The organism is Vibrio sp. RE88 (assembly GCF_013113835.1).
In the GTDB taxonomy this organism is placed as follows: Bacteria; Pseudomonadota; Gammaproteobacteria; order Enterobacterales; family Vibrionaceae; genus Vibrio.
In genome coordinates this window covers 23,531-48,455 of sequence record NZ_VTYQ01000004.1, presented here as the reverse complement: position 1 = coordinate 48,455, position 24,925 = coordinate 23,531, and the positions used below count along the sequence as shown (strand labels likewise).

The window sequence follows — 24,925 nt, the reverse complement described above, 5'->3', positions numbered from 1 at the left end:
GCCTCGGTTTTTCTTTTACAGAATGATTGAACAATATGACTGCTACAAACATTGAGATCTCCCCATCACTGGGTCAACAGCTATTCAAAATGACATGGCCAATGCTATTTGGTGTCCTGTCTCTGATGAGCTTTCAGTTGGTCGACAGTGCTTTCATCGGCCAGCTTGGCGTACTACCGCTTGCAGCTCAGGGGTTTACCTTACCTATTCAGATGATCATCATTGGTATTCAAGTCGGGCTAGGTATCGCTACAACCGCTGTAATTGCAAAGGCCATTGGGGCTAACAACACACGCTTTGCCCACCAGCTCGGCGGATTAGTAATTGCTATGGGGACAATTGGCGTTGCTGTTATCTCTGTATTTATTTACCTCATTCGTATCCCTATCCTTCAGTTGCTCAGTGCACCCGACACTCTCTTTCCGTTGATTGACAGCTATTGGATTTACTGGCTGGTTAGTGCTTGGACAGGCGCTCTACTCTACTTCCTTTACAGTGTCTGCCGAGCCAATGGTAATACTATGCTGCCAGGCACGATGATGATGGTCACCAGTGTACTTAACCTCGTCCTGGATCCGATTTTCATCTTTACTCTCGATCTCGGACTGAACGGTGCAGCCATCGCCACCATTATCGCCTTTGGTATCGGTATCTTGATCGTTGCTCCAAAGGTCACACGCAAGCATTGGATGAGCTTTGACTGGCATGATCTCAATATCACGCAAAGTGTTAAGTCCATTGGCAATATCATGGGGCCAGCGATGATCAGCCAGTTGCTACCACCGTTGTCTTCAATGCTAGCAACCAAATTACTTGCAGGGTTTGGTACTGCGGCAGTCGCAGCTTGGGCATTGGGGTCAAGATTCGAGTTTTTTGCTATCGTCTCTGTGCTTGCTCTGACGATGTCTATGCCACCAATGGTCGGTCGATTATTAGGGGCGAAAAACATCACTGATATACGTCGACTGGTGGTCATCGCCAGCCAGTTCGTGATTGGTTTTCAACTGCTGATTGCCGCCTTTACTTGGCTGTCGGCAGACTGGCTAGCTTCACTCATGACCAGCGAAGCTCAGGTCACTGAAATTCTAATCTGGCATTTATTGATTGTCCCTGTCAGCCTAGGCCCACTGGGGATCTGCATGCTAATGGTGTCAATTTCCAATGCATTGGGCAAATCCTACACTGCCTTAACCATCTCAGCGCTGCGTTTGTTTGCGTTCTTTTTACCTTGTCTTTGGCTAGGGGCACATCTCGGCGGAATACAAGGGCTATTTTGGGGATCCATGGCTGGTAACCTACTAGCTGGTGCCTGTGCATGGCTGATGTATCAAAAAGCACTGAAACAGATTGAAGCCAATCTTACGCTATAAAACTGGTTGCCTTTCCTATCAAGGCTGGTTAATCTGGTTTTTCAGCACTAAGGAATATCTCTGATGCAAATTTCGTTTACTTACCTTTGGCTCCTTCTCATTGCCTGTAGCCGGTAGGTAAACCTGTGCCTGGCTACGAGAACACGTAGCCAGCCTAATTCTTCTCGTAGCCCAACTCTCAACAAAGGATACGAGAATAATGACAGAAAACACCCAGACGATTCGACCTCCTGCTTTTCGCGCCACTCAAATTGGCTTGTTGCTGGCTCTAGCGGGTTGTCTGCTCTTCTCCATCAAACCTGTACTGATCAAGATCGCCTACCAATACGGTGGTGATGCCACTTCTATCATGACGCTACGCGCGTTCAGTTCTCTGCCCCTTTATCTGGTCATGTTGGTGTATTTGTGTCGCAAACCAGACAATCGCGCCAAAGCCAAACAACATGGTCTTAAAGCCGTGGCTATCGGTATCATGGGTTATTACATCGCGAGCTATCTGGATATCGCGTCATTGGAGTTCATCTCTGCTCAACTAGAACGACTATTGATTTTCTTATTCCCTACTTTTGTCGTGCTCATCAGTTGGGTTTTGTATCAGCAGGTCCCAAGCCGTCAGGTCATTGTGAGTACATTGCTTGGTTACATTGGTATCAGTTTGATCTTTGTTCATGACTTTAACGCTCTCGGTGGCTCTGTTTTATTCGGTAGCGGTTTAGCCATCATGTCAGCCTTAGTGTTCGCCTTTTATCTTGTGTGGAGTAAGCCGCTCATCTCCAGCATGGGCAGTTCTTTGTTCACGAGCATTGGTATGGGCAGTGCCGGAGTTACAATCGTCATTCACCTGCTATTAAGTCAAGCAAAGATCAGCAGTTGGAGCTCTGAACTGATCGCCATCGGCGTTACATTAGGTATTTTTTGTACGGTTGTTCCGTCCTATTTGATCGCAGCCGCGATGGCGCGCTTAACACCAACTCAGCTGAGCTTAACCAGTAATATTGGCCCAGCGATCACTGCAATATCAGCTGTACTCGTTTTAGGGGAAGCATTTACTGTCTGGCACGCCATGGGAATGACTTTGGTCGTATTTTCAGTTTACCTGCTCAATAAACCCAAAACCGACTAGTCCGTCGTCGCTTGCGACACGACACCGCACAATGAAACAGGCTGTTTCTTCAGTTTTTTGATGAAGTACAACAAGATAGATAGATGACGTACTACAAAGAACATCGTATGATTCAGCCTACTACATTCCTTAACACAACGATTATGGCTTCAAGACCCCACCATCCTATTCAAGGCGCGAGCTGGATGCTCACGGCTGGTTTAGCCTTTGCCTTGGTAAACAGCCTAGCTCAGGTCGCCAGTATTAATTTCGGCTTGTCTTCCACTACTGTCGCATTGATCCAATATGCGATTGCGTTGGTTGTCATTCTGCCCTACTTAAAAACATTGGGTATCAGACACTCTCTGCGTACTGAACATCTCGGAATGCACATTTTCCGGGTTTTTCTTTCGGTTATCGGCATTCAATTGTGGCTCTGGGCGCTCGCTTACCCTGTACCAATTTGGCAGGGGATCGCACTGCTGATGACCTCACCACTCTTTGCAACGGTAGGCTCAGGGCTAATTCTTAAAGAAAACGTAGGTATCGCACGTTGGGGGGCAACGCTGTCCGGCTTCATTGGCGCAATGATCATCCTTGAACCTTGGACTGATGGTTTCAACTGGGCAGCTTTACTCCCAGTAGGAGCGGCATTCTTCTGGGCCTGTTATTCGCTTATGGTTAAAAAGCTATCCTCTGATGACTCCCCGTCGACGATGGTGGTCTACCTACTGATCCTTATAACGCCATTTAATATCCTGCTAGCGATTCCAGACTGGCAGACACCAACTGGCGGTACTATCTGGCTGGTGTTATTCGCCGCTGGTGCCCTGACAGCGTTAGCACAGTGGGCTATTGTAAAAGCGTATTCCGTGGCCGATGCTTCGTTTGTTCAGCCCTTTGACCATGCGAAATTACCACTAAATGTGCTGGCAGGTTGGATCGTATTTAGTTGGGTACCACCGGGCAGACTGTGGCTAGGAGCCGCAATCATCATTGCATCTGTCGCTTTTATTACTCAATGGGAATCAAAAAAATCCCGCAAATTGAAATAAATATCAGCGCGCGCCGTTCTATTAGTTAAAGGCATTTAAGGGAGAGAGCTCTATGACAGATCCAATCAAAGTAACACTATATCGCTGGGCCGGCAGTTGGGGACCGTTCAGTGTAAAAATTCCATGTGGCGAGTGCACCCTGACCAAAGACATTCTCAAAGATACATTTGAGAACGAATTGGCCGATGTTCCCGTTGAATTGGAAGTGAAAGATTGGCTCTCTCATTGGTGGGAACCGTTGAAGGTTGGTGCCTGGCATGCTCCTATTCTTATGGTAGAAGGCAAAGTGGTCAGCCAAGGTGAAGCCTTGAATCGCGGTGTGTTGGTACAATCTATTATCCAAGAGTGGACCAAACGCGATACGTTGAAAGGAAACATTGTCTACGGAAAAGCGACCTGCCCTTACTGCGTGAAAGCCAAGAAATTACTTGATGACGCTGGGGTTGACTACCAGTATCACGATGTCGTTAAAGACAGTGCGGCGCTGTATCGCATGATCCCGGAAGTGAAAGCTATTATCGGTGAAAAGACGCCAGTAACGGTTCCTCAGATCTGGCTTGATGGTCATTACATCGGCGGCGCCGACAATCTGCAAGCCTGGCTAGCAGAAAAGGGATTAAGTAACGTGCCCGACAATGTGGTGACCATGGACAATAACCAAAGCTCTGTTGGTTAAAAAGAAACAAAGCCCCAAATATGGGGCTTTGTTTTTATAGAAAGCGTAAGCTCGACTATTTCGCGCGTTTTGGTTGTTGGTACGTTTTACCTGCGGCCTGATAGGTATCTTTACGTTTCACATCAAACATCACTTCAAAGAACCAAGCAACAAATCGAATCACATCATCGCCTTCGTTCATCACATGCTCAACGTATTCTTGCTCTTCACCTTGTTCGTTTTCTTGCATCGTCACATGGTAAATACGCTGTTCACCGTCAACTTCCGCCAAAGCAAACTGACCTGTAAGAGACTGCGCAGCCTCAGCAACTTCTTCATTTTCATGTTGTTTCAACACTTCAAGAGCTTGCGGTAGGTTCTCTTTTGCACAAAGCGCAGTGACTAACTCTTCGAATTGTTTGTGTTCCATCGTCGACCTCTCAGATCGTCATTTCAATCATTGAGGCGCATTGTATCAGGGGTTTTACTCCTTTCAAGCAAACTCTTGGCGTGTCACTGGCCGAACCCGACTTGAGTAAAGCACCATTGCCATCAAGCTTGCAGATATCAAATAAAACGCACCCAATGCCATTTGGCTTTGTACCCAGTTCTCCACCAAATAACCACCAAACACACCCGCAAGACACATCTGAATGGCTCCCGTCAGCGCAGAAACAGAGCCTGCCTGTCGTTTATGTGGAGCGAGCAACATACTGATTGAAAGAGGAAAAGACAGCCCCTGTGCGATCGTCATCCAGGTAAAGGCCCAGATAATGTTGAAGAGCGTCAGCCCTGTTACCGCCAACCAGGCGCCAGCTGCCATCATGATGAAGATCGCCAGAGCCATGAGCTGCTGGGTACTCATATAGCGATTCAGGACATTCAACGCCAGTGTGCCAATCAATAGCCCCGCGGACGGTATCACCATGACCGAACCATACTCGGCGGCCGTTAAGCCCAATTCGTGTTGCAACATGAAAGGCATCACAGACAAAGAAACCATACAAGCAAGGTAAGTGATCCAGTTGTAGCTCGCGCTACTCAGCACCTGTTTATTGGTGATCAGCTCTCCATAGTTTTTCACTACTTGACCGACCTTGAACGACGTTCGGCCGTAGCTCATGGTCTCAGGTAAGATGAAGTAACCCAGTGTAAAAATTGCGGCCAGATAAATCAGAACAAAGATAAACACCGCTTCCCAACCGAGATAAAACGCCACCCAGCCACCAAAGACAGGTGCAATCACTGGCATGATCGAAGCAGTGACAGAAACGTAAGAAAGCGCTTTGGTCAGCTCTGCACCGTCATAGCAGTCACGAAGCACACTTCGGCCTAACACGGACGCACTGCCTGCTCCGAGGCCCTGTAGAAGACGCCCAAACACCAACATCCACAGGTTATGAGAAAACAGCAAACAAATCACGGTTCCGATCAGATATATTCCTTGCCCTAGCAGAAACACCGGACGACGTCCGATGGCATCCGATAATGGGCCATAAAACAACTGCGAAGCACCAAAGCCAACTAAAAATAACGTCACAAGAAGTTGGACATCAGCTTGGTTAACCTGAAGTGTCTCACTGATCATCGGTAATGATGGCAGATAGATACTCACACCTACCTGACCCGTTGCAATTATCATCATCGCCAGCAGAATCGGCGTTTTTTTCATAGCGTCACCTCGTTCATTCTTTATGCAATAAAGTTTAAATTCGACGCTAACGAATGATAATATCCTCAATTGGAAACTAATTAGTTCCCAAAAAGAATCAATGAGAGGAAATGATGGACTGGATACAAAGTGTTCAAAGCTATATTCGTGTGGTAGACGAAGGCAGCTTCAACGGCGCAGCGAGAAAAATGAATACCACCAGCTCAGCGATCAGTAAGCGTGTCCATTGGCTGGAAGAAAGGATTGGTGTTCAGCTTCTCAAGCGTACTACCCGAACCGTGACTCAAACCGAAGCTGGCGCGCTGTTCTATGAGCGAGCCAAGGTTCAGCTGGATGGCTGGCAATCCATCGTCGATGAAACTCGTTCAGTGAACCAAACGCCAGCGGGATTACTGAAAATAGGAGCCACCATTGCTGTTGGGTCCAAGTTTCTGGTTCAGTATCTCGATGATTTTCTGCAAATGTACCCAGACATTCGCATCCAGTTGATCACCACAACGCCAGGCCAACTGCCTGAACTTAGCCTTGATCTGTTCATCAGCCGTGAGATAGAACAGCTTAATTCACTCAGTTTTAAAGCGTCAGCTCTGTTCGAACATAAAGCCGGCTTTTATGCTTCTCCTGATTATTTGGACAAATACGGTGAACCACAGTCGGTTGATGAGTTGACTGAGCATAACACGCTCATCTGGGGGGAAAGGCCACATCGTGAGATAACCCTGACGAACGGAAAGAAAATTGTGTTGTCGGGTAAACTTGCGACCACCAACCCCGAAGCACTTTTTTACGCCGCTAAAAATGCCATGGGAATTTTAATTTCCAACGATGTGATGATAAAGGACGAGATAAAAACAGGGACATTAAAACGAATCCTACCCCGAATAACTGCCGATGAAGCAACAGTTTACGCGTACTATCCTAAATTAGACTACCAACACACTAGGACAAAATTGTTTCTCGATTACCTCAAAGAGCGTTTAGCAAAAGAGCAAATGGAAGATCATTAAACCGAAAAAGATCTTCTCCTAATTTGAATTGTTATGAGATCTGTACCATATTTTGACTGAACCAATACCAACAAATAAGTGATTTGAATCACGATAAGGTAGGTTACTCAAATGGCTAGGTTACGTGAACAAACTGCGTCTATTAACTTAGATGTGGTTAATCAAACTCTCCAACTTGACGGTGCGCAATTACTCGATCAAGTTACTTTAGTGCTACATCAACATTTTGGATCGTACTGCACCTGCGTGATAGAGATTGATAAGTTCAACTCCAATGCTCATACATTATCGCACGCCAGTGATAGCGCTTTAAAAAAGCCATTTTCCTATGGCCTACGAGGAACACCTTGCGCACACGTTAGCAAATCAGATCTCGACTTTGTCCTTTATTCAAATGGTGTGGCGGAAGACTTCCCTGAAGACATCTACATCCGAGAGAATAACCTTGAAGCCTACCTCGGCATTCCTCTGAGAACCCGTTCTGGTGACGTGCTTGGTGTTTTGCTATCAACCTTTAAAAACCCTATTGAGCAAAGTGAAGAGCTGATTTACTACCACACTCTATTCGCTAATGTCGTGGTGCATAGCTTGAGAGCAAAATGGCTCTCGGCACGCTCAGAGAGTCTCGTCAATCAGCTCAGCTATGAAGTGTCGCATGACAATCTCACGGGTTTGCTCAATAGAAGCTTTTTGTCCGATAAACTCGAAAGGCTATCGGAAACCAGCGGAGACTCATTTACTCTGGCCTATGTCGATATTGACAGTTTTAAGTCCATCAACGATTTGTACGGCAATTATATCGGTGACCAAGTCATTAAATTTGTCGCCAAAGCGATTGAAACCTCGATTCAGGACAGACAGCTAGCCTTTAGAATCGCCGGGGATGAATTTGCCTTTATTACTTACAATAGAGACCCGCTCGAAGTGTGCCGCTTAATACTGCACAAGTTAGAGTCCGGGTATAAAGATCCTGCACACAATATCAAAGTCAACGTCAGCATAGGCATTGCGAGAAAATCAGATAGCCGACTCACCGCCGATCAACTTATCCTCAACGCCAGCTTAGCGTTGAAAGATTGCAAGCAGTCAAGAAACTCTCAAGTGCAATGTTATGACACACACCTAAGTGCACAATACTACCGTCGTACTATGGTCATTGACGCACTGCGTAACGAGCTCTCACCATCTAACCTTAAGCCCAGTGAAATCTATGTGCTAGCGCAGCCTATCGTACGTCGAAACCAAGATCACTGGGATTACTTTGAAATCCTCGCGAGATGGGAAAGCGACACGCTCGGGATGATTTCTCCGTTGGAGTTTATTGAAGCCGCTGAGCAGTCTGGGTTAATCGTGGAATTGGGAGAACGTATTGTTGATCTTGCGTGTCAGGCGAAGCAGGAGCTTGAGCAAGGCCTAGGATACAAGATCAAACTTGGAATCAACTGTTCAGCTCATGAGCTCAATGACACCAATCGTTACTTGGAGCACCTCACGTCGACCATTCGCCGTTATGGCTTCAAACCCAACGAATTTACGATTGAACTCACCGAAACCGTCCTGCTTTCCCAAACCAATGAAGTGCGATTTATTCTTGATCAGTTACGCCGATTGGGCTTTACCGTGGCACTGGATGACTTTGGTACCGGATACTCGAGCCTTAATTACATCCACAGCTATCCCATCGATTGCATTAAGATTGACGCGACTTTCATTCGCAATATGCTGTGTAACGAAACGTCCGAACGCGTAGTCTGGCTCATCATTCAGCTTGCTAAGCAGCTCAAGGTTGATTTGGTAGCTGAAGGGGTGGAGAGCAAAGAAGCGTTGGAGAAGTTGCATGAAATGGATTGTTGCCAAATTCAGGGTTACTTCTACTCACGCCCTGAGAAACCTAAAACGATTATTGATATGCAGTCCAAACGTACCGTTCAGGATGAGCCGCCAACAGTCGTCAATATGTTCAAGTCTTAAAAATGGACGCTGGCTGCGTCCATTCCATTCTTCATTAAAACGGTAACTCAAGCTGCATGACTACATCACGCTCGTAGTCATCATGCCAGCGATAATCTAATCGGAGTCGAGGCTCTCCCGGCTTCTTATCACCAAAGCCTACGCTAAGTTGAAGGCCATGGCTCATGATCCAATTCTCTGTATCGGAGACATTAATCTGATCTTCCAACTCAGACGGTACCCAGACACCAATCCCAATATAATTGGAGGCTAAGCTTTGGCTCAATATGGGATTAGTCTCGGTTTGCAGAACCCAATCAGACCAATAGGAGGAATAATCTGGAGATTGTTCTTCTGATACCCAGTCATCGAACGCATCCAGTTTATCAGCGGTATATTGAATACCATCAAGTAAGGAAAAACACACACCTTGTGAGGAATGAAACAACACAGAGTCAGACTGATAGCTAGAGCTATACAGTTCACATGCACCAACAGTCGAAGAAGCTAGACCCGCCAGCAATATCAATGCATGAGCTTTCATTCACACCCCAAATAATTAGTACAGCATTCGTTAATAATACCCTTTTTCGACCAACATTTGGCAAACTTTAGGCGTAGTAAGTGAATTAATGTCTTTTTTATCACTTATTGCCTTTCTTATGTCCGTACTACGAACCTTCACGGTCTCAGGACATGCCATCACTGACCATCGATTAAGTATTTCATCCGCTTTATAAAATTTAGCAAAATTAAACAGATTGTCAGGCCCAATTACGAAAGTAATTTCATATTCTGAATATTGACGCTGCAATTCGCTTAAAACCGCAAATGTCGTTACGCTATCGTTTGGTTGATAAAGCGTTTCTTCAACAGTGCTCCGCTCGACATTGCTCGGCTGCAAATCTTCAATAAAGGCATCAACCAATTCACACCGGGCTTGGTAATCAAGCATTTCCTTGCCCCAAGCATGAGAAATGCTGGGAAGCAGTAGTACCCGTTCGAAATGCGTAAGTGACTCGATAACGCTCTTATGTCCAAGACTCGGTGGGTTAAATGCACTACCAAATACTGCGATTTTGTTCATTTTCTTTCCTGATGATTGTGAAATCACTGTTCACAGTTTTCTAATCTGTTCATTTAGGTATGATATTACCATTATTTTCAAAAAATCATTGCTTGCAGGAAGGAAACATAATGGAACAGCTAATCCGCGACGAGATGCGCGTATTGCCATCAATCGACCCTCAATTTGAGATTTCACGTCGTGTCGAATTTATTAAGCGCAAGTTGCAGGAAGCGCGATGCAAAGCGTTAGTACTTGGTATCAGTGGGGGTGTTGATTCCACAACCTGCGGTCGTCTCGCACAGCTTGCCGTCAATGAACTGAATGAAGAAACCGATGGCGGATACCAATTTGTCGCCGTTCGTCTACCTTATGGTGAACAAAAAGATGAAGACGAAGCCCAGATAGCGTTGCAGTTCATTCAACCAACTCACTCCGTTTCCGTCAATATTAAAGCTGGGGTTGATGGTTTGCACGCTGCCTCCCACGAAGCTCTCGCTCATACTGAGCTTCTTCCTCAACAAGCATCTAAAGTCGATTTCGTCAAAGGTAATGTAAAAGCACGTGCTCGCATGGTCGCTCAATACGAAATTGCTGGGTATGTTGGTGGATTAGTACTTGGTACGGATCATTCTGCGGAAAATATCACGGGGTTCTATACCAAGTTTGGTGATGGCGCATGTGACCTCGCCCCATTATTTGGTTTGAGCAAGCGCCAAGTACGTGAAGTTGCAGCAACATTAGGTGCGCCTGAACTTCTTGTTAAGAAAACCCCTACCGCTGACCTTGAAGAACTGGCCCCACAAAAAGCCGATGAAGACGCTCTCAATCTTACTTATGATCAGATTGATGACTTCTTGGAAGGTAAGCCCGTATCACAGGAAGCGTCAGACAAGTTGCTCGCAATTTACAAAGCTACACAGCATAAGCGTCAACCTATTCCGACCATATACGACTAATAAAAAACGGGAGCTATCAGCTCCCGTTTTTAAAGGATACCGTAAACGCTTCTACACTCTTTCTTCCAATGCGATGTTATTGTTTGCCCACAGCAGTGCCTGCAAACGATTCTTGGCATTTATCTTCTTAAAAATATTGTGCAGATGCGTCTTAACCGTATTTTCACTCACAAACAGTTCATCAGCAATCTGAAGATTGGATGCACCGTGGCCCAATAAGCGCATGATCTCTTTCTCACGTTTAGTCAGATTTGCGTATGCCTGCGATGTGGTGACGTTATTGGCGCAACGGAAATGTTCAATATAGTCTTGCGCGACTTTCCTTGATAACCACATCTCGTCTTGCATGATCTTTTCCATGCCTTTAAGCAGTAACGAAATGTCATCATCGACGTAAAACACACCGACCAAGTTACGCCATTTAAAAAGTTGAGTGGATGGGACATCCTTCGGGCAGTTAATGACAATCTCTTTAGAGTTCTTGTAACTCAGTGAGCGCATTTGATTATAAAAATCAAACTTTTCATCATCCAAATAATGATAGTCGAACAGAATATAGTCGCCGAGAACAGAAGTCTCACCTTCGCACGCTTCAAGCTCTTCAACCGGAACAATTGACACGTTCAGCTGAATGCCCTGCTCTAAAGAGTCTTTAAACAATCTAGACTGCATGCTTACATCTGAAAGAAGGGTTATCTCGTGGGTACATTTATTTGCCATCTGCGAACTCTCCGGCTCAACTTATTATGTAATTTAAAACTATCGTTTAGTTACAATTAGTCAACACAGCAAATCATTGTTCGCTGTCTAAATACACTATTAAGAAGATATCTTTCAATTATTTACGCAGAATTCTCATTTTTGAGAACAATTTTATTTAGCTAACACTAGGCCAAATCAGTGAGCTGAGGCCGATTTTCTTCGCCAATATATTACCATCATCATCAATAAGGCCACATAATGCAGCGAACCTCCTCCGCTGCCACCCGAAGTTGCTGCCACAGCGCTGCCATTCACGTTACTATTCAACACCCTAATACCATTAACGGTTGTGACATAGTACTTTGGTGTGACCTGACCATTAATGACGTTATTAATCCAGCCGATGTAATCATACACATCGGTAAATACTGAAGTCACATTCAGGGAAGGGTCCCCACAAGTGCTTGGCCCAAAACTAGTAATGCCTATTTGTATGTATTGGACACCGTTGAACCAATAGACAGGCCCTCCTGAGTCACCATTACATGTCGAGTTTTGATAACTGCCAATTTGAGGCCCACCAAAACAGATCTGTTTATCGGTTACTTTACTGTACTGCGTTTGGCAGCTAGCAAGCGATATATAGTCTAGCGACGTTTCCAAAAGCTGGGTTCCATTCCCTCCCCCTTCTACCAGGCCGTGCCCAATCGCTTTGTAGTCCGCTGAGCTGGGAAAGTTGTTATTAAGAGTGGTATTTAGGAGAGAGGTGTAATCTGATACGGATAATGGAGATTCAAGTTTTATAATCGCAATATCATTGGGCCACAGCTCAGAGCCCGAATCAATGTAGTCATCCGGATAATAAAACTCCTCCGCTTTTGCTTGCTGAGTAGACAAAAAATTCGTTTCATCTTCTAACTGGGGGACGACAACCGTGTATAGCATGGTACTTTCATTGCCATAAATACAGTGAGCTGCGGTCAAGGCGTATTGACTGTTAATCATAGTCGCGCCGCAATAACTCGAGGTACTGTAAGTATTTCCGTTGCGGTAAAAAAGGCTGGCAAAAGATGGGTAATTGACGATATTCGCGTTGCTGCCGTTCACGATATAAGGTGATACATCGAACGCCAGCAATCGGGAGCTAACCAGTATCAGGCTAAGGAACCAAATTGAATTTTTCATTTTCCCGTCTCCCTTTCGCATCCGTCAACATTAAGTTTAGCTTACGAAAGGGCAAACGGTTTAGATTCTAACTTGTTAATTTCCTTCTAAATAAGGCAGCGCTTATTAACAGAAAAGACAGATAGCCGAGTGAACCGCCGCCACCGCCTCCAGAAGAGTTCGTTGAATTCAAATAACTAGTTCGATCTGAGTCACTAATAGTCCGAACAGGCGTTTCCGAACCGCTAAGCACAGAGACTATCCATGCTTCGTGATCTAAAACCTCAGTAAACACTGAGTTAGGTTCAACTGCAGGATTTCCACACCCACTTGCAGGACCAAAGCTTGTAATACCAGCTTGCTTGTAGATACTGCCATCCAACCAGTAAAGCGGGCCTCCCGAGTCTCCTTGACAAGTAGCATTATCGAGACCATTGCTACTTGGTGTTGGCCACCCCATGCAAAGGTTAGCACTGGTATCAACACCTGTGTAAACATTACAAGATGAGTTGGCTACATATTGGAGTTGAGTGAATAGAAGATTATCATTATTGTCCGCTCCAGGTTCTGTATTCCCGTGCCCGACCGCATGAAAGGTCTCAGAGGTACTTCTATATGTAGCATCATCACCAGTACTAACCCTAACTACGTAGTCTGCTGAACTTGATGTTTGCATAGGGGTTGCAAGCTTCAAAATCGCGATATCATCGGTTAAAGTCGAATCGTTATAGGTACTTTTATAGTAAATCTCATTTACCATTACACGTTCAATGACGCTATATGGAAAATCTGACTCGTTTTGAAGCTTTGGTACGGCGGAGGTAAACAACTGCTTTTCTTCGTCACCATAAATACAATGCGCAGCAGTTAAAACATACTGATCATTTAATAGCGTCCCGCCACAGTAACTTCCGACATAATACTTTTTGTCATAATCAATACGATCTTTAAACAAGCTTATTATCGAGGGGTACGTAGTTACGTTAGCGTAACTACCGTTAACGATGTAGGGCGAAATCTCGGCACTTTGAGCATAACCACTGGCAAATAATGCAAACGGCAACAGTATGGATAGCTTTCTCATACAAAATTTTCCATGCGAATTATTATCATTAATATCAGGCTCTGATAGTACATATCAGAAAATACTTACGTCGAGACATTTCATTCCCTCTGGCTATCTTTTAACTCAAAGTGTTAACTTGGTTGAGACTCACCTTCACTACGGAAACTGATATGTCGATCTACGTTTGACAAAATGCGAATACAAAAATGCCAGTCAGAGAATCTGACTGGCATTGTATGTACTAACTTAAGATGTTATCAGTTCAATTCGAACTGAATCGCATCAACTAACCACCCCGCAGTCCAAGCATTGATCGCTTTGATCTGCTTACCTTGAGGGATATCGAAAGTTTCAACTTTGATTGGCGAAGCGTAGCCTTTAGATCCCATCATGACTGAAGAGCCATTCTTGAACTTAAACTTCAACGCAACGATATGGTTGCCACCCCAATAGTAGTGACCCGAGCTGATTTCAATGCTTTCTACTTGGCTCAAATCAACAGGGCTACGTAGTGCACCTCCATTACCGCCAATCAGTGCATTAAGCTCTGTACCGACTGCATCAATCGCTAAGCCAGAACGTACGTGAAGCAAATTGCTCGCGGTCACTTCCGCTTTTTGAACATCACCATTCGGGTAACCAAATATCGGAGAGAATTCCGTTTTACCCGCACGTAGCGTACTTGAACGGTAAGTGTTGTGGCTTAACCAGCTTGGCTGATACGTTTCAGGAATTTGTCCAGCCTGAGTAACATTCGTTAGGTTAAACGAGTGCTGGTTCCAGATACGTGTTGCGTTTGTCCATGGTTTGTCAGCCTGAGCAGACTGATACACATATACGCCCTTGTTAATGCTGTACTTACTGTCGTAGTTGTTTGCGACCACAATCATTTCAGCATTATCGTCACCCTCTAGATCAACAACGATTGGGTATTCCCACAAGGTTCCGGTTGAGTTATCGATAACGGCTAGCTCTTTACCAGTCTGACCGTCAAGGATACGTACTTTAAAATGGTCTTGCACAAGCACTTCGTCGATGCCATCAGCATCAAAGTCATACGCAGAAACACCAATCTTGCCGCTACCAATATCGTCGTTTTCAACAGACCAAACTAACTCACCTTTAGCATTGTACATGTCCACGGCTTTATAGCCTGCGTAAACAATACCAATGCTGTCGGTACCCGCTGATGTCGCGGTCTCGAATTGAACACCTTCTACCAACCAACCTTGCGACCAAACGTTAACACCTGTAACACTCTCCCCTTCAGGAAGAACAAAACGTTTCGTTTTCAGATGGTAACCATAGTTTTTCGACCCCACCATGACAGATGAACCATTCTTCAAAGAGAATTCCATTGCCAGAAGATGACGACCACCCCAGAAGTACTTACCGTATGTGACGTCGATTGCCGTAACTTGTGAAAGATCGATAGGAGCGCGCAGTGCTCCGCCGTTACCACCAATCGTGTTATGGGCATCCGTACCAATCGCATCGATTGCGGCACCAGATCGGACATAGAGCAGATTGTCATTGCCGACTTGTGCCGACTCCACATTGCCTTTCTCGTAACCAAAAACTTCTGATTGCTGAGTCGCTGATTCACTGTACGCAGCTAGGAAACTTGAAACAGCTTGAACACCACCACCTGGGTTGTTCTCGTTGGTAATTTCCCACTTAGTTGAACCATCATGCTCCAATACCGCAAGAGAACTGTTCTGTGCCGACGAATAACTTGCTGGAACAGAGACGACCAATTCAGGGTTCTTATCTGAATCCAGATTAACCAATGAAGAGAACCAGACTTTATCAGCAGCGCTGTACTGCCAGTCAACGGCTCCTGAGCTTTGGAATAAAGTACCATCAGCAAAGACTTCCTGACGGTTGTCACCGTCAAAGTCACCACTGATTGATGCAGGAGACCAAGTATGGCTAAACACTAATTGATCAGATTGATAATCGTAGACGCCATCCGCAGAGAGAATTTCGATATCACCATCGCCATCCAAATCTGCCAATGCGATATCACCTACTGTTCTCCAACCAGATTCAACAGTCGCGATCTGCTTCTTCACATTACCGTGGTTATCTAGCACTTTGATGAAGTCACTGCCTGTGCTGGTAGTGACAATTTCCACCACACCATCATGATCAAGGTCGGCAACAGCAGGGCTGTAGCGAGCATCAGCAATCACACCGCCGTTGTCGTAGCTCCATAGTTCTGAACCATCCACACCACTCAGTGCGCGAACAAGGCCACCGCTTGAGTAATTGCGGCCTTCAAATGTCACAACAATCACATCTGCGATATCTTGGTTGTCGATTCGACCGTCACCGTTGTCGTCACTAAGCTGCGCCGTAACTGGCGTTACCATCACCTGATCAGATTCAGGTTTAAAGCTGCCACCTTGCCATGACCATTTCAGCTCAGTTTCGATTTTTTTGTCTGGCTCAGTGTAGGCCAAAACACGCATAGAACGCGGGTTGGAGAAATCAAGGATTTCACCGTTGTACGCTTTTACTGACTCAAGCTGAGCATTAGATTTGTAACCACCAAACACCGCTAAACGATTGTAAGAAAGGTTATCCCAGTCACTTAGCATCACTCCAAGCCCTTCTGGAGCTCGAACTTCGACTTCATGGCCTTTGATGTACTCAGGTAACGAGTAACCTGAACGCTGCCCTTCTTTCAGACAGTATTGTTCGTCATTCTCCAGGCTGACAATACACGCTTCTGGGTATTGCTCTGACGCCAATACTCGCATCGAGCGAGGCTTAGAAAAGTCTAAGTAACGACCGTTATACGCTTTCACATTTTTAAGTTGTTCGTTTGACGTATAAGAGTCAAAAACGGCTAGTCTGTTGTATGACAGGTTATCCCAGTCACTCAACATAACAGAAACGCCACTCGGAGCGAGAACATCGACCGGGTGCGCATAAATCCAATTTGGAAGTGAATAGCCTGAGCGTTCTCCCGCTTTAAGGCAATACTTCTCCCCTGACTGCTGACTGATAATGCATCCCATCGGTTCGGATGCATGGGCAGGCAAACTTACGTTGGCTAATGCAAATGAGCCAAATACCACTGCTAATAATTTACGTTCCATTTAGAACACCCTTTGCTGCTTTGTTGCCAAATTAATGTATTGCTCAAGACTGGCGTAATTCTTCTGTTACGTTATTTAATCCAGAAATAAGCGGTTAGGATTGATTCGGGCAAATTATCTGTATGGAATTTGGTCTGTTCAACAATTAGGCGAGAAGATCACGCCTCAATAATGAGACATCTTAGAAACGAGACATTTAAATTGGGATACCGCTTCATTTAACAGACAAAAGATAAAAACTTTTATCTCAATATCCGACGGCGTATAGAATGGCAGTCATAATTCGAGGAAACGTACCGATGCCCAAGCTAGGTCAGTTTATTATGAAAATACTGTTGTTCATCATTGTCGCCCTTATTGCCCTACCTTCGTTATCTCAGGACAAGGTGTACCGACTGGATCAATTTGGTGCTATTGGCAACGATTCCCAAGATGATAGCCAAGCCATTCAAACCGCCCTGTCTTCTCTCAATCCTGGGGACATTCTGGTTATCCCTGAAGGTATATACGACGTGTGCCAGACGCTGTACTTAACCAACACCAAGCAAATTGCCTTAATTGGTAGCCAAGGGGCTGTATTACGTAAGTGCGATAATTTTGTTGGCGAATATCTACTGTACATCAAAGAAACTCAGAACATGTTCATAAGTGGTCTTCACTTTGTCGGGCTAAATAATGGTGACATTAAACAAGTGTGGGGCGAGCAAGGCGTTTATCTCGCCAGTACGTCTGGCTCTCATCTATCGAATAATACGTTTGAGAATTTTGGTGACGCGGCATTGAGAGTCACAACCGGCCCGAATCAAGGGGAATCTCTCTCGCAAGACGCCACATTGTTCGCCAACACGTTTCGCAACTGTAGCCAAGTGACGACCACTCAGGCGACTCAAGGCTCTAACGCACCGGGTACACAAAACATCGCTTTTGAATACAATCTATTTCAGGGATGTACTCTTAAGCTATCTAGTCGGCAGCAAGTTCAGGGGGCTCTTGTTTTTCACAATACTTTCAAAGACATCAGTAGCGCCGCTTTGGAAGTCAGTTATTACACGGATGTCTCTGTGAAAGACAATAAGTTTGACAACATCGCAGGCTTTATCATGAATGTTTACCCCAATACACGCACAGAACAACCAGTGCACTGGGGTAATGTTGAGTTCCACAATAACGATGTATCCAATAGCACAATGGGGATCAGGCTACAAAGCTTTGCCGCAAACGAATCACCGACAAAATCGGTGGAGAACATTTCTATCTCGCACAATCGTTTCTCCAACATTACCTGTGAAGGAACAAATGAGCAGAAATATAAAAAGATCATTCGAACTTACAGTCAAAACAGTGGCTACTCATTTGAAAACGTAAATATTGTTGGTAACGAATACGACGGAGAATCAGGGTGCGATTTTCTCTCAATTGATGTTTCATCTGAAAAAATCAAAATTGAAGAGAATACGAAAACGCTGAAGGTAGATGGAAATTAGGTCCCTAATGTTCAATGCTCCGCATAATAATGGAAGAGTACTCTAAGAAACGAATAATTTGTTTGAGGTTAATTGGAGCTTTGAATAAGTGTACATAAGTATTAATACGCGTTACCTCTAATGCTGAACCTCATCGTAAATGCGCTGTAATTGGGGGATAATTGCTTGTACTGAAAAACGCTTTTCAAATTTCTGTTTTGCATTTTGAATATAGGTTTGGGTCATCTCTTGATTGCTTAGCAGATCAATTAGTGCACGTGCTAAAGCGTCGGAGTCCCCCGCTTCAACAAGAATACCCTCCCGGCCATTGGTAATGGCATCAGGAATCCCACCGGCATAGGTCGACACTACGGCAATACCAGCCGACATTGCCTCCAGAACTCCCATAGGGAATCCTTCATTGTAACTTGGCAGACAGTAGATTTGAGTCTGTTGCAACAAGTTGAGCTTACGTTGACCCGAAACCCAACCTAAAAACTCCACGTGAGATTCCAATCCTAAATCCCGAGCTATGGCGTGATACTTCTCAACATCGCCCTCACCTCCGATCAAGAGGTTAACCTCAGGACAGTGTTGTTTGACCTGAACCATGGCTGTCAGCAGGTCATGAATCCCTTTTCTTTCATCGACTCGGCCAAGAAAACAGATGGTTGATGAAGGTGTTGCTTGGGGGACAAACCCGAGTGATGGCACTGCGTTGTACACCAGTTGAAAATGCTCTGTTCGTTCAAAGGTCGCTTGAGCCCAGTCTATCCATTGTGAAGAGAGGACAATGACCACATCCGACATTTCAAAGGTATCACGAATGTGTTTCTTTTTGTTTTGATCACACTCGTTGGCGTAAAAATCGCGAAATTCCCCACCGTGTAAGTGCAAAACCACTTTGCCACCGAGTGCTTTAATCAACCTCACTAGGATCGATTTTCGTATGTAGCTGCCCCGTGAGGCAACATGAATATGCGCCATCCCGACTCGGTAAAAAATAAAGTAATACACAACTTTGACCAAAGCACTGGAATAACGCACCAGCGCTCCTAAGAGACCAAATCGATTATGAGTTGAATGGGTAGCAATCAGACGGACGGCATTGTGTGAGAGAAAGCCTGATTGTTGATATGTACGTAACACCATCGCTACGCCCCCCTTACCCTTGATATCAGTAGCAATAGTCAGATTGATTACTTTACTCATCACTTAATACCTACAACATCAAACAAAAGATTAAGCCCTCGATCTATTTACAAAGACTACCCGATAGAAATTTACCATTTGAGTAAGCCATTGCTTAAAACAACTAACTGTCGCTTTTTAAATATGAGCTAATAGTTTTGCTTATGCAGGTGTCACCTCTGCATACAAGGTCTGTGTTAAAATGCTCTCCTACAATTGGCGAGTAGAATTTTAAAGTACCTCCATCAGAACCAAAGCTTATAGGGATAATATTATCGACCCGATAACGATCCCTAAACCAATCTTGACCAAAAAAACCTTGACCCAATATTGATTTAGATTGATAGGTAAACAATATTGCTTTATCTGGAAAAAACCGAAAGAGCCTGCCATTCATTATGGTAATATTTTCGATATAACCATGGTCATTTTCTCTTTTGTAAATTGTATTAAACACTCCATTATTTACAAAAATTTCAATGATATAATTACGCTGTCCACATTTACATTCATAGATCATATGATCGTTATAACTAATACTATAGAGTAAAGGCCAACAAATAATAAATACTAAAAATGACACCATAGTCAATCTAATTAACGTCATAATAAACCGATCTTATAATAAGCATAGATAACGAGCACAATCGCTAAAGCAATAATGGCTTCTGGAATGCATCGAATACTCGACGCCATAGACTTTCGTTCACGAATACATGGCTTAGTTTCAGTTATAAGCTCTTCGCCGATGGAGGAAGATTCCTCAAAAGAAATCAGACGTTCATGAAAAATCTTATCGCTTACCTCATGTAGAGTAACGGGACAGCTCAATACGTATCCCTGATGACGGATTGATTTAATTTCCAGATCCATGTTCAACTCTTCTTTAAGCACTTTTCTAATTTTGTGGATTGTTACCTTAATGGAAGACTCCGTCACCACACGTTCAGACCATGCATTCTCAATTAATACACTCTTATTGATTGGGTTTGGGTAGCCATCACATAGTTGTTTTAAGACTAAGTAATCACTATCGGCTAACCTGGAGAAGCTACGTAGCTCTTCATATGCCAAAGCTCTAGACGAGGAATAGTATTTAAGACAAATCATTCACAAGACTCATTAAAAATAAAACAACATTCATTTTTTAATATAATATTGTTAGCGAACAAATATTATGGTGGGTTGATTTTTAACAGTTAAGTAAGAACATCAATGATTGTTTTCAGTCTCATATTTGAGAGTAAAGATCATTTAAAAAACATCAATAATTAATATGTAAAATAGGTAACAGATACATTTTAGTATTCAACATCATAAAATTCTATGCAACCGGGTTTATTCCAGATCAGCATATCTTCCGTAATTCTTGAAGGGGTATATTTTTCATCCGATTCATCTAGAGGATCAAAAAAATTACTTTTCCGGCAATAAAAGTGCTTAATACGCACGTTGAGCATAGAATAGTAATCCATTTTATCCATATTATGATCAAGAACGTCGGATATTGATATTACTCGTATATGAGGATTACTGAGGCTAATACCGATTGCCCAATACAGGCCAAAACCATTAATTTCATTGGAGTTACTAAAAAGGACATTTGCATTCGAGGTCGATATTAGGCTTTCTTTAAAGTAACGATAAACGTCTCCAGTATCACATACAACAATGGTATTCTCATCGAGACATTTATAAATAGGCCAGGCTAAGTGCCCCCCACAACTATTAATATCACCAAGTCCAAAAATTCTTTTTATTAGTAGGCTAGATTCTTTTTTCCTCTTCATTTTTTTCATATTGGAACTGGATACCAATAAGTTAGTAAGGCGATTTATCGTCTCAGATATGTCAAAGACAATGTTATTTCTTGTTATGCAGTTTTCAAGGCTGTAACGTTCGCTTGTAATGCCGTATATTGTCACATCGGGTGAAATTACATTATCGTTTAACTCAAGCTCAGTATGGCACCCAATCAGAATGACCAAGTCCGATTTGTATAATGCTTTGTTCGCAGGAGAGCTTTCGTGCTCACTTCCTACTCTTCCCAAAAAATAATCGCTGTGCTCAAAATCCAAGAGGCTGAAACCTTGAAAGGTCGACACTACAGTAACCGGTGCCACATGCAGCAAGTGAGATAGCGCTTGTCGGCACTTTGTTATCGACGCACCTACACCTGTTACAATGATTGGATACCTTGCGACGGTAAGGTGATGGTATAAACTGGCTATTTGAGACTCTATGTCCTTATAGTTGTCTTCATTCGCAGGTAATTTGGCCATGAGGTATTCTTGCTGGCCAGTTCGCTCAGGCCTTAGTGACAGCCTGATAAACGACACTCCTCCAGCTCCCGACTGGCATGATTTAAACATCTTCGGAAAGCGCGATTTAAATAAACCAAACTCAAATACTAAGCAGTAAGAGGTAAGTTTCTCACCAAGCTCGACCAAGTCATCTATTCCCCCAGATTCTCCCGAACTTTCCCCTCGTTCCCAGAGAAAGACAAACACGCTGTCTGATTCTGATTGGCAAAACATGCACTGCTCAATCGCTGATAAAATGGATGAGTCGTTCCTGAGTAAAACAGTACCTGGACCACGTCCAATTCTGCTGTATCCTGCAGCCATAATGATTGCATCAGATGCGTCTTTACAGATCACCGCTTTAATATTCATAACTTCGAGAACGTAAACAAGCGTTGAAATATCTTTGTCATGTTCACATACCGGCTCAAAAAACACACACTCCACACCGCTCTGAGCAAAGCAGTTAGCAACTTCATAAGAAAGAAATACAGTATTTTTTACAGGTTCTATTGTTGTCATTATTATCAAATGGACTTATTGAGTATCAAACGTTCAACTCTAAATTCAATGGTTAGTTCAGATAAAGAATTTATTACAAACTTAGGTAAGTACGGTCTAGAGACAATTTTATTGTTCGTCCAGAATCAAGTGAAATGACCACACTGCTTGGAATATCAATACTTCCAAGCGCCGTGTATTTACTATCTTTATGAATATATAGTTCAACAACTCGGTTAATCCCCTCTTCTCCACTAAAATAGAGATTCTGTTCAGGCAGAGGATAAAAATATCCTATGTGTTTTATAAATGAGTATATCAGCTCAACATCATTTTTATCCAAAATCATACTTCACCTATTATACGATTGTGTTTATTACGTAAATTTCGCCATTAAAGCGTTTCACTAATGTAGCGGAGTCAATGACTTCCAGAGCTTTCTCAACGTGACCAGGTAGAATTTCATTGTACTTTTCTATATTTTCATTGAGCAAAACACCATGGATATGTGTAGACGGTATAGCGTTTCGTTCTGTGCTTTCTTCGTAAAAAACTTTATTAAGTTTATTGTTAATCAAGGACAGTCTAGAGTCTGTTTTATCTGATACTAAACCCACCACGCATAATCTAGAGTGCACATTTTCATCAAAAATAAATTCTTTTCTCGGATCATGTTTATTTCCATACAAATTGTTTGACAATTTTTTATTATAAAGTTCTTTATAGGTATTCATCTCTACTTCTGCAATACCTACAAATATAAACGGCAACCTTATGTGGCTGTACAGCTTCCTTATCAAATTGGACAAATAATCGCTATCAATTTGGTCATATTTAAATTCCGCATGTCGACCCAGTTCATAGGGCACCAAATACTGCTCGGATTGCAAACTCACATCGTTCAGTTCCAACTTACTAATATGCGATATTTTTTTATTAGTGATTCCAGGAAGATAACAGTATCCATTCAAAAATATAGATTCATCTTTGATTAAATGATTTGAAGGCGCAGAAACACGAATGCCAAACTTATATAGAGATGAGTGGTAGTAGTTGTCATCGTTTTTACATCTACCTCTTTCACGGTCTTTTAATAAAAGTTGTCGGTCAATGACTAACTTGTCTTTAATTGGATATAGTCGAACAAAGTTTTCATCGACTTCAAGTTCTTTTGCAGTTTGTATCATAAAGCCTATAGCTATTCGTTATTCTAATTTAGTCGCTAGAGAATGGCCTAGGTTATACGCACCCTATCTAGCTAACAGCGAAGTCTATAGATACAATTTTCAAGAACAAGCGACATTAGGTTAATAACCATTAAGGAGAACAAATAAACATAAAAAAACATTTAGTACGTAAAATGACAATGAAAATTATCAGTAATCCACTGATTTTAAAGGATTAACAAGAAAAATTAATAGTCACAATAAAATAGGTGTTATTGTCGAGAAATGTCGCCTTTTAATAGAGATAAAAGGCTGAAGAATATAGCAAAAGACAGTACGTCAACTTAAGTAGATATGAATCAGGGATGGATAAAGAAAGTAGCAGGAAGATACCTGCTACAGAATACGAAGTGATGGGTATAGAATCAATTTAGTCAGTAACCGGACGTTCGCCTTTATAAACTTTAATTGCACCTTCAACACGCTTGCCACTATCGACATCATACAGTTGCGGTACGATAGTATATTCGCCATCTGGGTAACTTGCGTCTAAAGTAAACCCGCGAATAATACTGAGTTCCTCAAGAGCTGGTACCGATTTAAGTACACGAGCGTGAATAGGAATTGCTAAACCATCAGGACCAACAGCAGTTACCCAGAACTCAACATTTGCCGATTGCTCTCTGGTATTTTGAGCTTGTAGGTCAAGGATCAGGTAACCACCTTCACTAGGATAAGTCGTGTCGTTAACGGCAAATGCTTCGAGTATTAGGCCATCAATAGCAGCTGGTTGTTCAATACTCACACCTTTTGCAAAAGTCTCTGATTTAGAGAAAGTTTTGCCCGTTTCAACATTAACACCTTCAACAGCAACGTGATATAAGCCATCATCCATATATTCGCGAACCCAAATACCGCGTTCGATATGCAGTGCAGACCCTTCTTCAATATTTTCACTATCAAATTCAGAACTATTAACACCGACAACTGACTTAGCAGGAAATACAATACCTTTAGGGCCTTTCACGGATACCCAGTATTTAAGATTGGCATCTCCATCACCAATATTTGTTAGGTCAATGTTTGCAGATAAATAGCCACCTTCAGTTGGCACTTGATTCTTAGAAAGTTGAATTTGTGCATCAAGAAGAAATTCTTCATTCGCGAGTTGATTCTCTACAGCAAATACAGACAAAGAAGTGCTCAGCGCTATACTACCCGAAAGTAGAGCGATAATTAGTTTTTTCATTTTCACACCAAAATGTTATTAAATAGGATTGATTGGTACGGCAGAACAAAGCGTAACAACTGAACGTTTTATATTCAAATTAAAAACCAATAACATTTCTAGTATTAATTACACTTATTAATCCAAGAAAATATTTTCAGTTGTTACACTAGTTTAGTGATAAAAATCACACTAATA

The 24,925-nt window shown here is 43.1% G+C and carries 23 protein-coding genes; 8 read left to right on the top strand and 15 right to left on the bottom strand.

Going from position 1 to position 24,925, the window contains the following annotated elements:
• The first annotated feature begins 35 nt into the window (after positions 1-35).
• The 4 genes from F0265_RS10295 (at position 36) to F0265_RS10280 (ending at position 4,203) form a co-directional block, all read left to right on the top strand.
• The gene (locus tag F0265_RS10295) at positions 36-1,370 is read left to right on the top strand and encodes an MATE family efflux transporter (RefSeq protein ID WP_171748812.1); all 1,335 of its coding nucleotides are present in this window, start codon (positions 36-38) and stop codon (positions 1,368-1,370) included.
• Between the two features lie 199 nt (positions 1,371-1,569).
• On the top strand, positions 1,570-2,493 hold the full coding sequence (locus F0265_RS10290) for a DMT family transporter (protein ID WP_171748811.1): 924 nt from the start codon (positions 1,570-1,572) through the stop codon (positions 2,491-2,493).
• Positions 2,494-2,636: 143 nt separating this feature from the next.
• Positions 2,637-3,527 carry a DMT family transporter gene (locus F0265_RS10285; protein WP_171749127.1) on the top strand — a complete coding sequence of 297 codons (891 nt, stop codon included), beginning with the start codon at positions 2,637-2,639 and terminating at the stop codon, positions 3,525-3,527.
• Between the two features lie 52 nt (positions 3,528-3,579).
• Positions 3,580-4,203: a glutaredoxin gene (locus F0265_RS10280; protein ID WP_065742167.1), complete on the top strand. Its 624-nt coding sequence runs from the start codon at positions 3,580-3,582 to the stop codon at positions 4,201-4,203.
• 55 nt (positions 4,204-4,258) lie between these two features.
• On the opposite strand, the gene F0265_RS10275 is transcribed toward F0265_RS10280, so the two are convergent.
• Together F0265_RS10275 and F0265_RS10270 are read right to left on the bottom strand one after the other, a co-directional pair.
• Complete coding sequence (locus F0265_RS10275; RefSeq protein WP_152472519.1) at positions 4,259-4,612, bottom strand: hypothetical protein; 354 nt, start codon at positions 4,610-4,612, stop codon at positions 4,259-4,261.
• 63 nt (positions 4,613-4,675) lie between these two features.
• Positions 4,676-5,854, bottom strand: a complete 1,179-nt coding sequence (locus F0265_RS10270) for a multidrug effflux MFS transporter (protein ID WP_171748810.1) — start codon at positions 5,852-5,854, stop codon at positions 4,676-4,678.
• Positions 5,855-5,967: 113 nt separating this feature from the next.
• Between F0265_RS10270 and F0265_RS10265 the strand changes: the two genes are divergently transcribed.
• Positions 5,968-6,861, top strand: coding sequence for a LysR family transcriptional regulator (locus tag F0265_RS10265; RefSeq protein WP_171749126.1), 894 nt, complete (start codon positions 5,968-5,970; stop codon positions 6,859-6,861).
• A gap of 111 nt (positions 6,862-6,972) precedes the next feature.
• Complete coding sequence (locus tag F0265_RS10260; protein ID WP_171748809.1) at positions 6,973-8,832, top strand: GGDEF domain-containing phosphodiesterase; 1,860 nt, start codon at positions 6,973-6,975, stop codon at positions 8,830-8,832.
• A 34-nt stretch (positions 8,833-8,866) separates the two neighbouring features.
• Here the strand turns inward: F0265_RS10260 and F0265_RS10255 are convergent, their stop codons facing one another.
• Positions 8,867-9,355 (bottom strand): hypothetical protein, encoded by a 489-nt coding sequence (locus F0265_RS10255; RefSeq protein WP_171748808.1) that lies wholly within the window; start codon positions 9,353-9,355, stop codon positions 8,867-8,869.
• A 30-nt stretch (positions 9,356-9,385) separates the two neighbouring features.
• Positions 9,386-9,898 (bottom strand): nicotinate-nicotinamide nucleotide adenylyltransferase, encoded by a 513-nt coding sequence (locus F0265_RS10250; protein ID WP_171748807.1) that lies wholly within the window; start codon positions 9,896-9,898, stop codon positions 9,386-9,388.
• 110 nt (positions 9,899-10,008) lie between these two features.
• Here F0265_RS10250 and nadE point away from each other — a divergent pair, with 110 nt between their 5' ends.
• Complete coding sequence (nadE, locus tag F0265_RS10245) at positions 10,009-10,836, top strand: ammonia-dependent NAD(+) synthetase (RefSeq protein ID WP_171748806.1); 828 nt, start codon at positions 10,009-10,011, stop codon at positions 10,834-10,836.
• Between the two features lie 51 nt (positions 10,837-10,887).
• Here nadE and F0265_RS10240 read toward each other — a convergent pair whose 3' ends face one another.
• The 4 genes from F0265_RS10240 to F0265_RS10225 all read right to left on the bottom strand — a co-directional run bounded on the left by F0265_RS10240 (position 10,888) and on the right by F0265_RS10225 (position 16,875).
• Complete coding sequence (locus F0265_RS10240) at positions 10,888-11,556, bottom strand: LuxR C-terminal-related transcriptional regulator (protein ID WP_171748805.1); 669 nt, start codon at positions 11,554-11,556, stop codon at positions 10,888-10,890.
• A gap of 177 nt (positions 11,557-11,733) precedes the next feature.
• Positions 11,734-12,723, bottom strand: coding sequence for a trypsin-like serine protease (locus F0265_RS10235; protein WP_171748804.1), 990 nt, complete (start codon positions 12,721-12,723; stop codon positions 11,734-11,736).
• A 67-nt stretch (positions 12,724-12,790) separates the two neighbouring features.
• Complete coding sequence (locus F0265_RS10230; RefSeq protein WP_171748803.1) at positions 12,791-13,786, bottom strand: trypsin-like serine protease; 996 nt, start codon at positions 13,784-13,786, stop codon at positions 12,791-12,793.
• 239 nt (positions 13,787-14,025) lie between these two features.
• Entirely contained in the window at positions 14,026-16,875 is a 2,850-nt protein-coding gene (locus F0265_RS10225) for a beta-prism lectin domain-containing protein (RefSeq protein WP_171748802.1), read from the bottom strand.
• A gap of 269 nt (positions 16,876-17,144) precedes the next feature.
• Here F0265_RS10225 and F0265_RS10220 point away from each other — a divergent pair, with 269 nt between their 5' ends.
• Positions 17,145-18,359 carry a right-handed parallel beta-helix repeat-containing protein gene (locus tag F0265_RS10220; protein ID WP_171748801.1) on the top strand — a complete coding sequence of 405 codons (1,215 nt, stop codon included), beginning with the start codon at positions 17,145-17,147 and terminating at the stop codon, positions 18,357-18,359.
• Positions 18,360-18,476: 117 nt separating this feature from the next.
• On the opposite strand, the gene F0265_RS10215 is transcribed toward F0265_RS10220, so the two are convergent.
• The 7 genes from F0265_RS10215 to F0265_RS10185 all read right to left on the bottom strand — a co-directional run bounded on the left by F0265_RS10215 (position 18,477) and on the right by F0265_RS10185 (position 24,748).
• Positions 18,477-19,550, bottom strand: a complete 1,074-nt coding sequence (locus F0265_RS10215; RefSeq protein WP_171748800.1) for a glycosyltransferase family 4 protein — start codon at positions 19,548-19,550, stop codon at positions 18,477-18,479.
• Between the two features lie 103 nt (positions 19,551-19,653).
• Complete coding sequence (locus F0265_RS10210) at positions 19,654-20,115, bottom strand: hypothetical protein (RefSeq protein WP_171748799.1); 462 nt, start codon at positions 20,113-20,115, stop codon at positions 19,654-19,656.
• Positions 20,116-20,132: 17 nt separating this feature from the next.
• Positions 20,133-20,603: a winged helix-turn-helix domain-containing protein gene (locus tag F0265_RS10205; RefSeq protein WP_171748798.1), complete on the bottom strand. Its 471-nt coding sequence runs from the start codon at positions 20,601-20,603 to the stop codon at positions 20,133-20,135.
• A 227-nt stretch (positions 20,604-20,830) separates the two neighbouring features.
• Positions 20,831-22,354 (bottom strand): thiamine pyrophosphate-binding protein, encoded by a 1,524-nt coding sequence (locus F0265_RS10200; protein ID WP_171748797.1) that lies wholly within the window; start codon positions 22,352-22,354, stop codon positions 20,831-20,833.
• Positions 22,355-22,427: 73 nt separating this feature from the next.
• Positions 22,428-22,682 carry a hypothetical protein gene (locus F0265_RS10195; RefSeq protein ID WP_171748796.1) on the bottom strand — a complete coding sequence of 85 codons (255 nt, stop codon included), beginning with the start codon at positions 22,680-22,682 and terminating at the stop codon, positions 22,428-22,430.
• Between the two features lie 10 nt (positions 22,683-22,692).
• Positions 22,693-23,520 (bottom strand): hypothetical protein, encoded by an 828-nt coding sequence (locus F0265_RS10190; protein ID WP_171748795.1) that lies wholly within the window; start codon positions 23,518-23,520, stop codon positions 22,693-22,695.
• Between the two features lie 409 nt (positions 23,521-23,929).
• Positions 23,930-24,748 (bottom strand): RbmA protein, encoded by an 819-nt coding sequence (locus F0265_RS10185; RefSeq protein ID WP_171748794.1) that lies wholly within the window; start codon positions 24,746-24,748, stop codon positions 23,930-23,932.
• Positions 24,749-24,925 lie beyond the last annotated feature (177 nt).

Excerpts from the sequence above, each read along its gene's own strand:
- F0265_RS10265 (WP_171749126.1), top strand. The coding sequence starts at position 5,968 with ATGGACTGGATACAAAGTGTTCAAAGCTATATTCGTGTGGTAGACGAA.
- F0265_RS10255 (WP_171748808.1), bottom strand. The coding sequence starts at position 9,355 with ATGAAAGCTCATGCATTGATATTGCTGGCGGGTCTAGCTTCTTCGACT.
- F0265_RS10240 (WP_171748805.1), bottom strand. The coding sequence starts at position 11,556 with ATGGCAAATAAATGTACCCACGAGATAACCCTTCTTTCAGATGTAAGC.
- F0265_RS10200 (WP_171748797.1), bottom strand. The coding sequence starts at position 22,354 with ATGACAACAATAGAACCTGTAAAAAATACTGTATTTCTTTCTTATGAA.
- F0265_RS10195 (WP_171748796.1), bottom strand. The coding sequence starts at position 22,682 with ATGATTTTGGATAAAAATGATGTTGAGCTGATATACTCATTTATAAAA.
- F0265_RS10235 (WP_171748804.1), bottom strand. The coding sequence starts at position 12,723 with ATGAAAAATTCAATTTGGTTCCTTAGCCTGATACTGGTTAGCTCCCGA.
- F0265_RS10220 (WP_171748801.1), top strand. The coding sequence starts at position 17,145 with ATGGCAGTCATAATTCGAGGAAACGTACCGATGCCCAAGCTAGGTCAG.
- F0265_RS10185 (WP_171748794.1), bottom strand. The coding sequence starts at position 24,748 with ATGAAAAAACTAATTATCGCTCTACTTTCGGGTAGTATAGCGCTGAGC.
- F0265_RS10295 (WP_171748812.1), top strand. The coding sequence starts at position 36 with ATGACTGCTACAAACATTGAGATCTCCCCATCACTGGGTCAACAGCTA.
- F0265_RS10225 (WP_171748802.1), bottom strand. The coding sequence starts at position 16,875 with ATGGAACGTAAATTATTAGCAGTGGTATTTGGCTCATTTGCATTAGCC.
- F0265_RS10190 (WP_171748795.1), bottom strand. The coding sequence starts at position 23,520 with ATGATACAAACTGCAAAAGAACTTGAAGTCGATGAAAACTTTGTTCGA.
- F0265_RS10215 (WP_171748800.1), bottom strand. The coding sequence starts at position 19,550 with ATGAGTAAAGTAATCAATCTGACTATTGCTACTGATATCAAGGGTAAG.
- F0265_RS10250 (WP_171748807.1), bottom strand. The coding sequence starts at position 9,898 with ATGAACAAAATCGCAGTATTTGGTAGTGCATTTAACCCACCGAGTCTT.
- F0265_RS10230 (WP_171748803.1), bottom strand. The coding sequence starts at position 13,786 with ATGAGAAAGCTATCCATACTGTTGCCGTTTGCATTATTTGCCAGTGGT.
- nadE (WP_171748806.1), top strand. The coding sequence starts at position 10,009 with ATGGAACAGCTAATCCGCGACGAGATGCGCGTATTGCCATCAATCGAC.
- F0265_RS10210 (WP_171748799.1), bottom strand. The coding sequence starts at position 20,115 with ATGGTGTCATTTTTAGTATTTATTATTTGTTGGCCTTTACTCTATAGT.
- F0265_RS10270 (WP_171748810.1), bottom strand. The coding sequence starts at position 5,854 with ATGAAAAAAACGCCGATTCTGCTGGCGATGATGATAATTGCAACGGGT.
- F0265_RS10290 (WP_171748811.1), top strand. The coding sequence starts at position 1,570 with ATGACAGAAAACACCCAGACGATTCGACCTCCTGCTTTTCGCGCCACT.
- F0265_RS10280 (WP_065742167.1), top strand. The coding sequence starts at position 3,580 with ATGACAGATCCAATCAAAGTAACACTATATCGCTGGGCCGGCAGTTGG.
- F0265_RS10260 (WP_171748809.1), top strand. The coding sequence starts at position 6,973 with ATGGCTAGGTTACGTGAACAAACTGCGTCTATTAACTTAGATGTGGTT.
- F0265_RS10275 (WP_152472519.1), bottom strand. The coding sequence starts at position 4,612 with ATGGAACACAAACAATTCGAAGAGTTAGTCACTGCGCTTTGTGCAAAA.
- F0265_RS10285 (WP_171749127.1), top strand. The coding sequence starts at position 2,637 with ATGGCTTCAAGACCCCACCATCCTATTCAAGGCGCGAGCTGGATGCTC.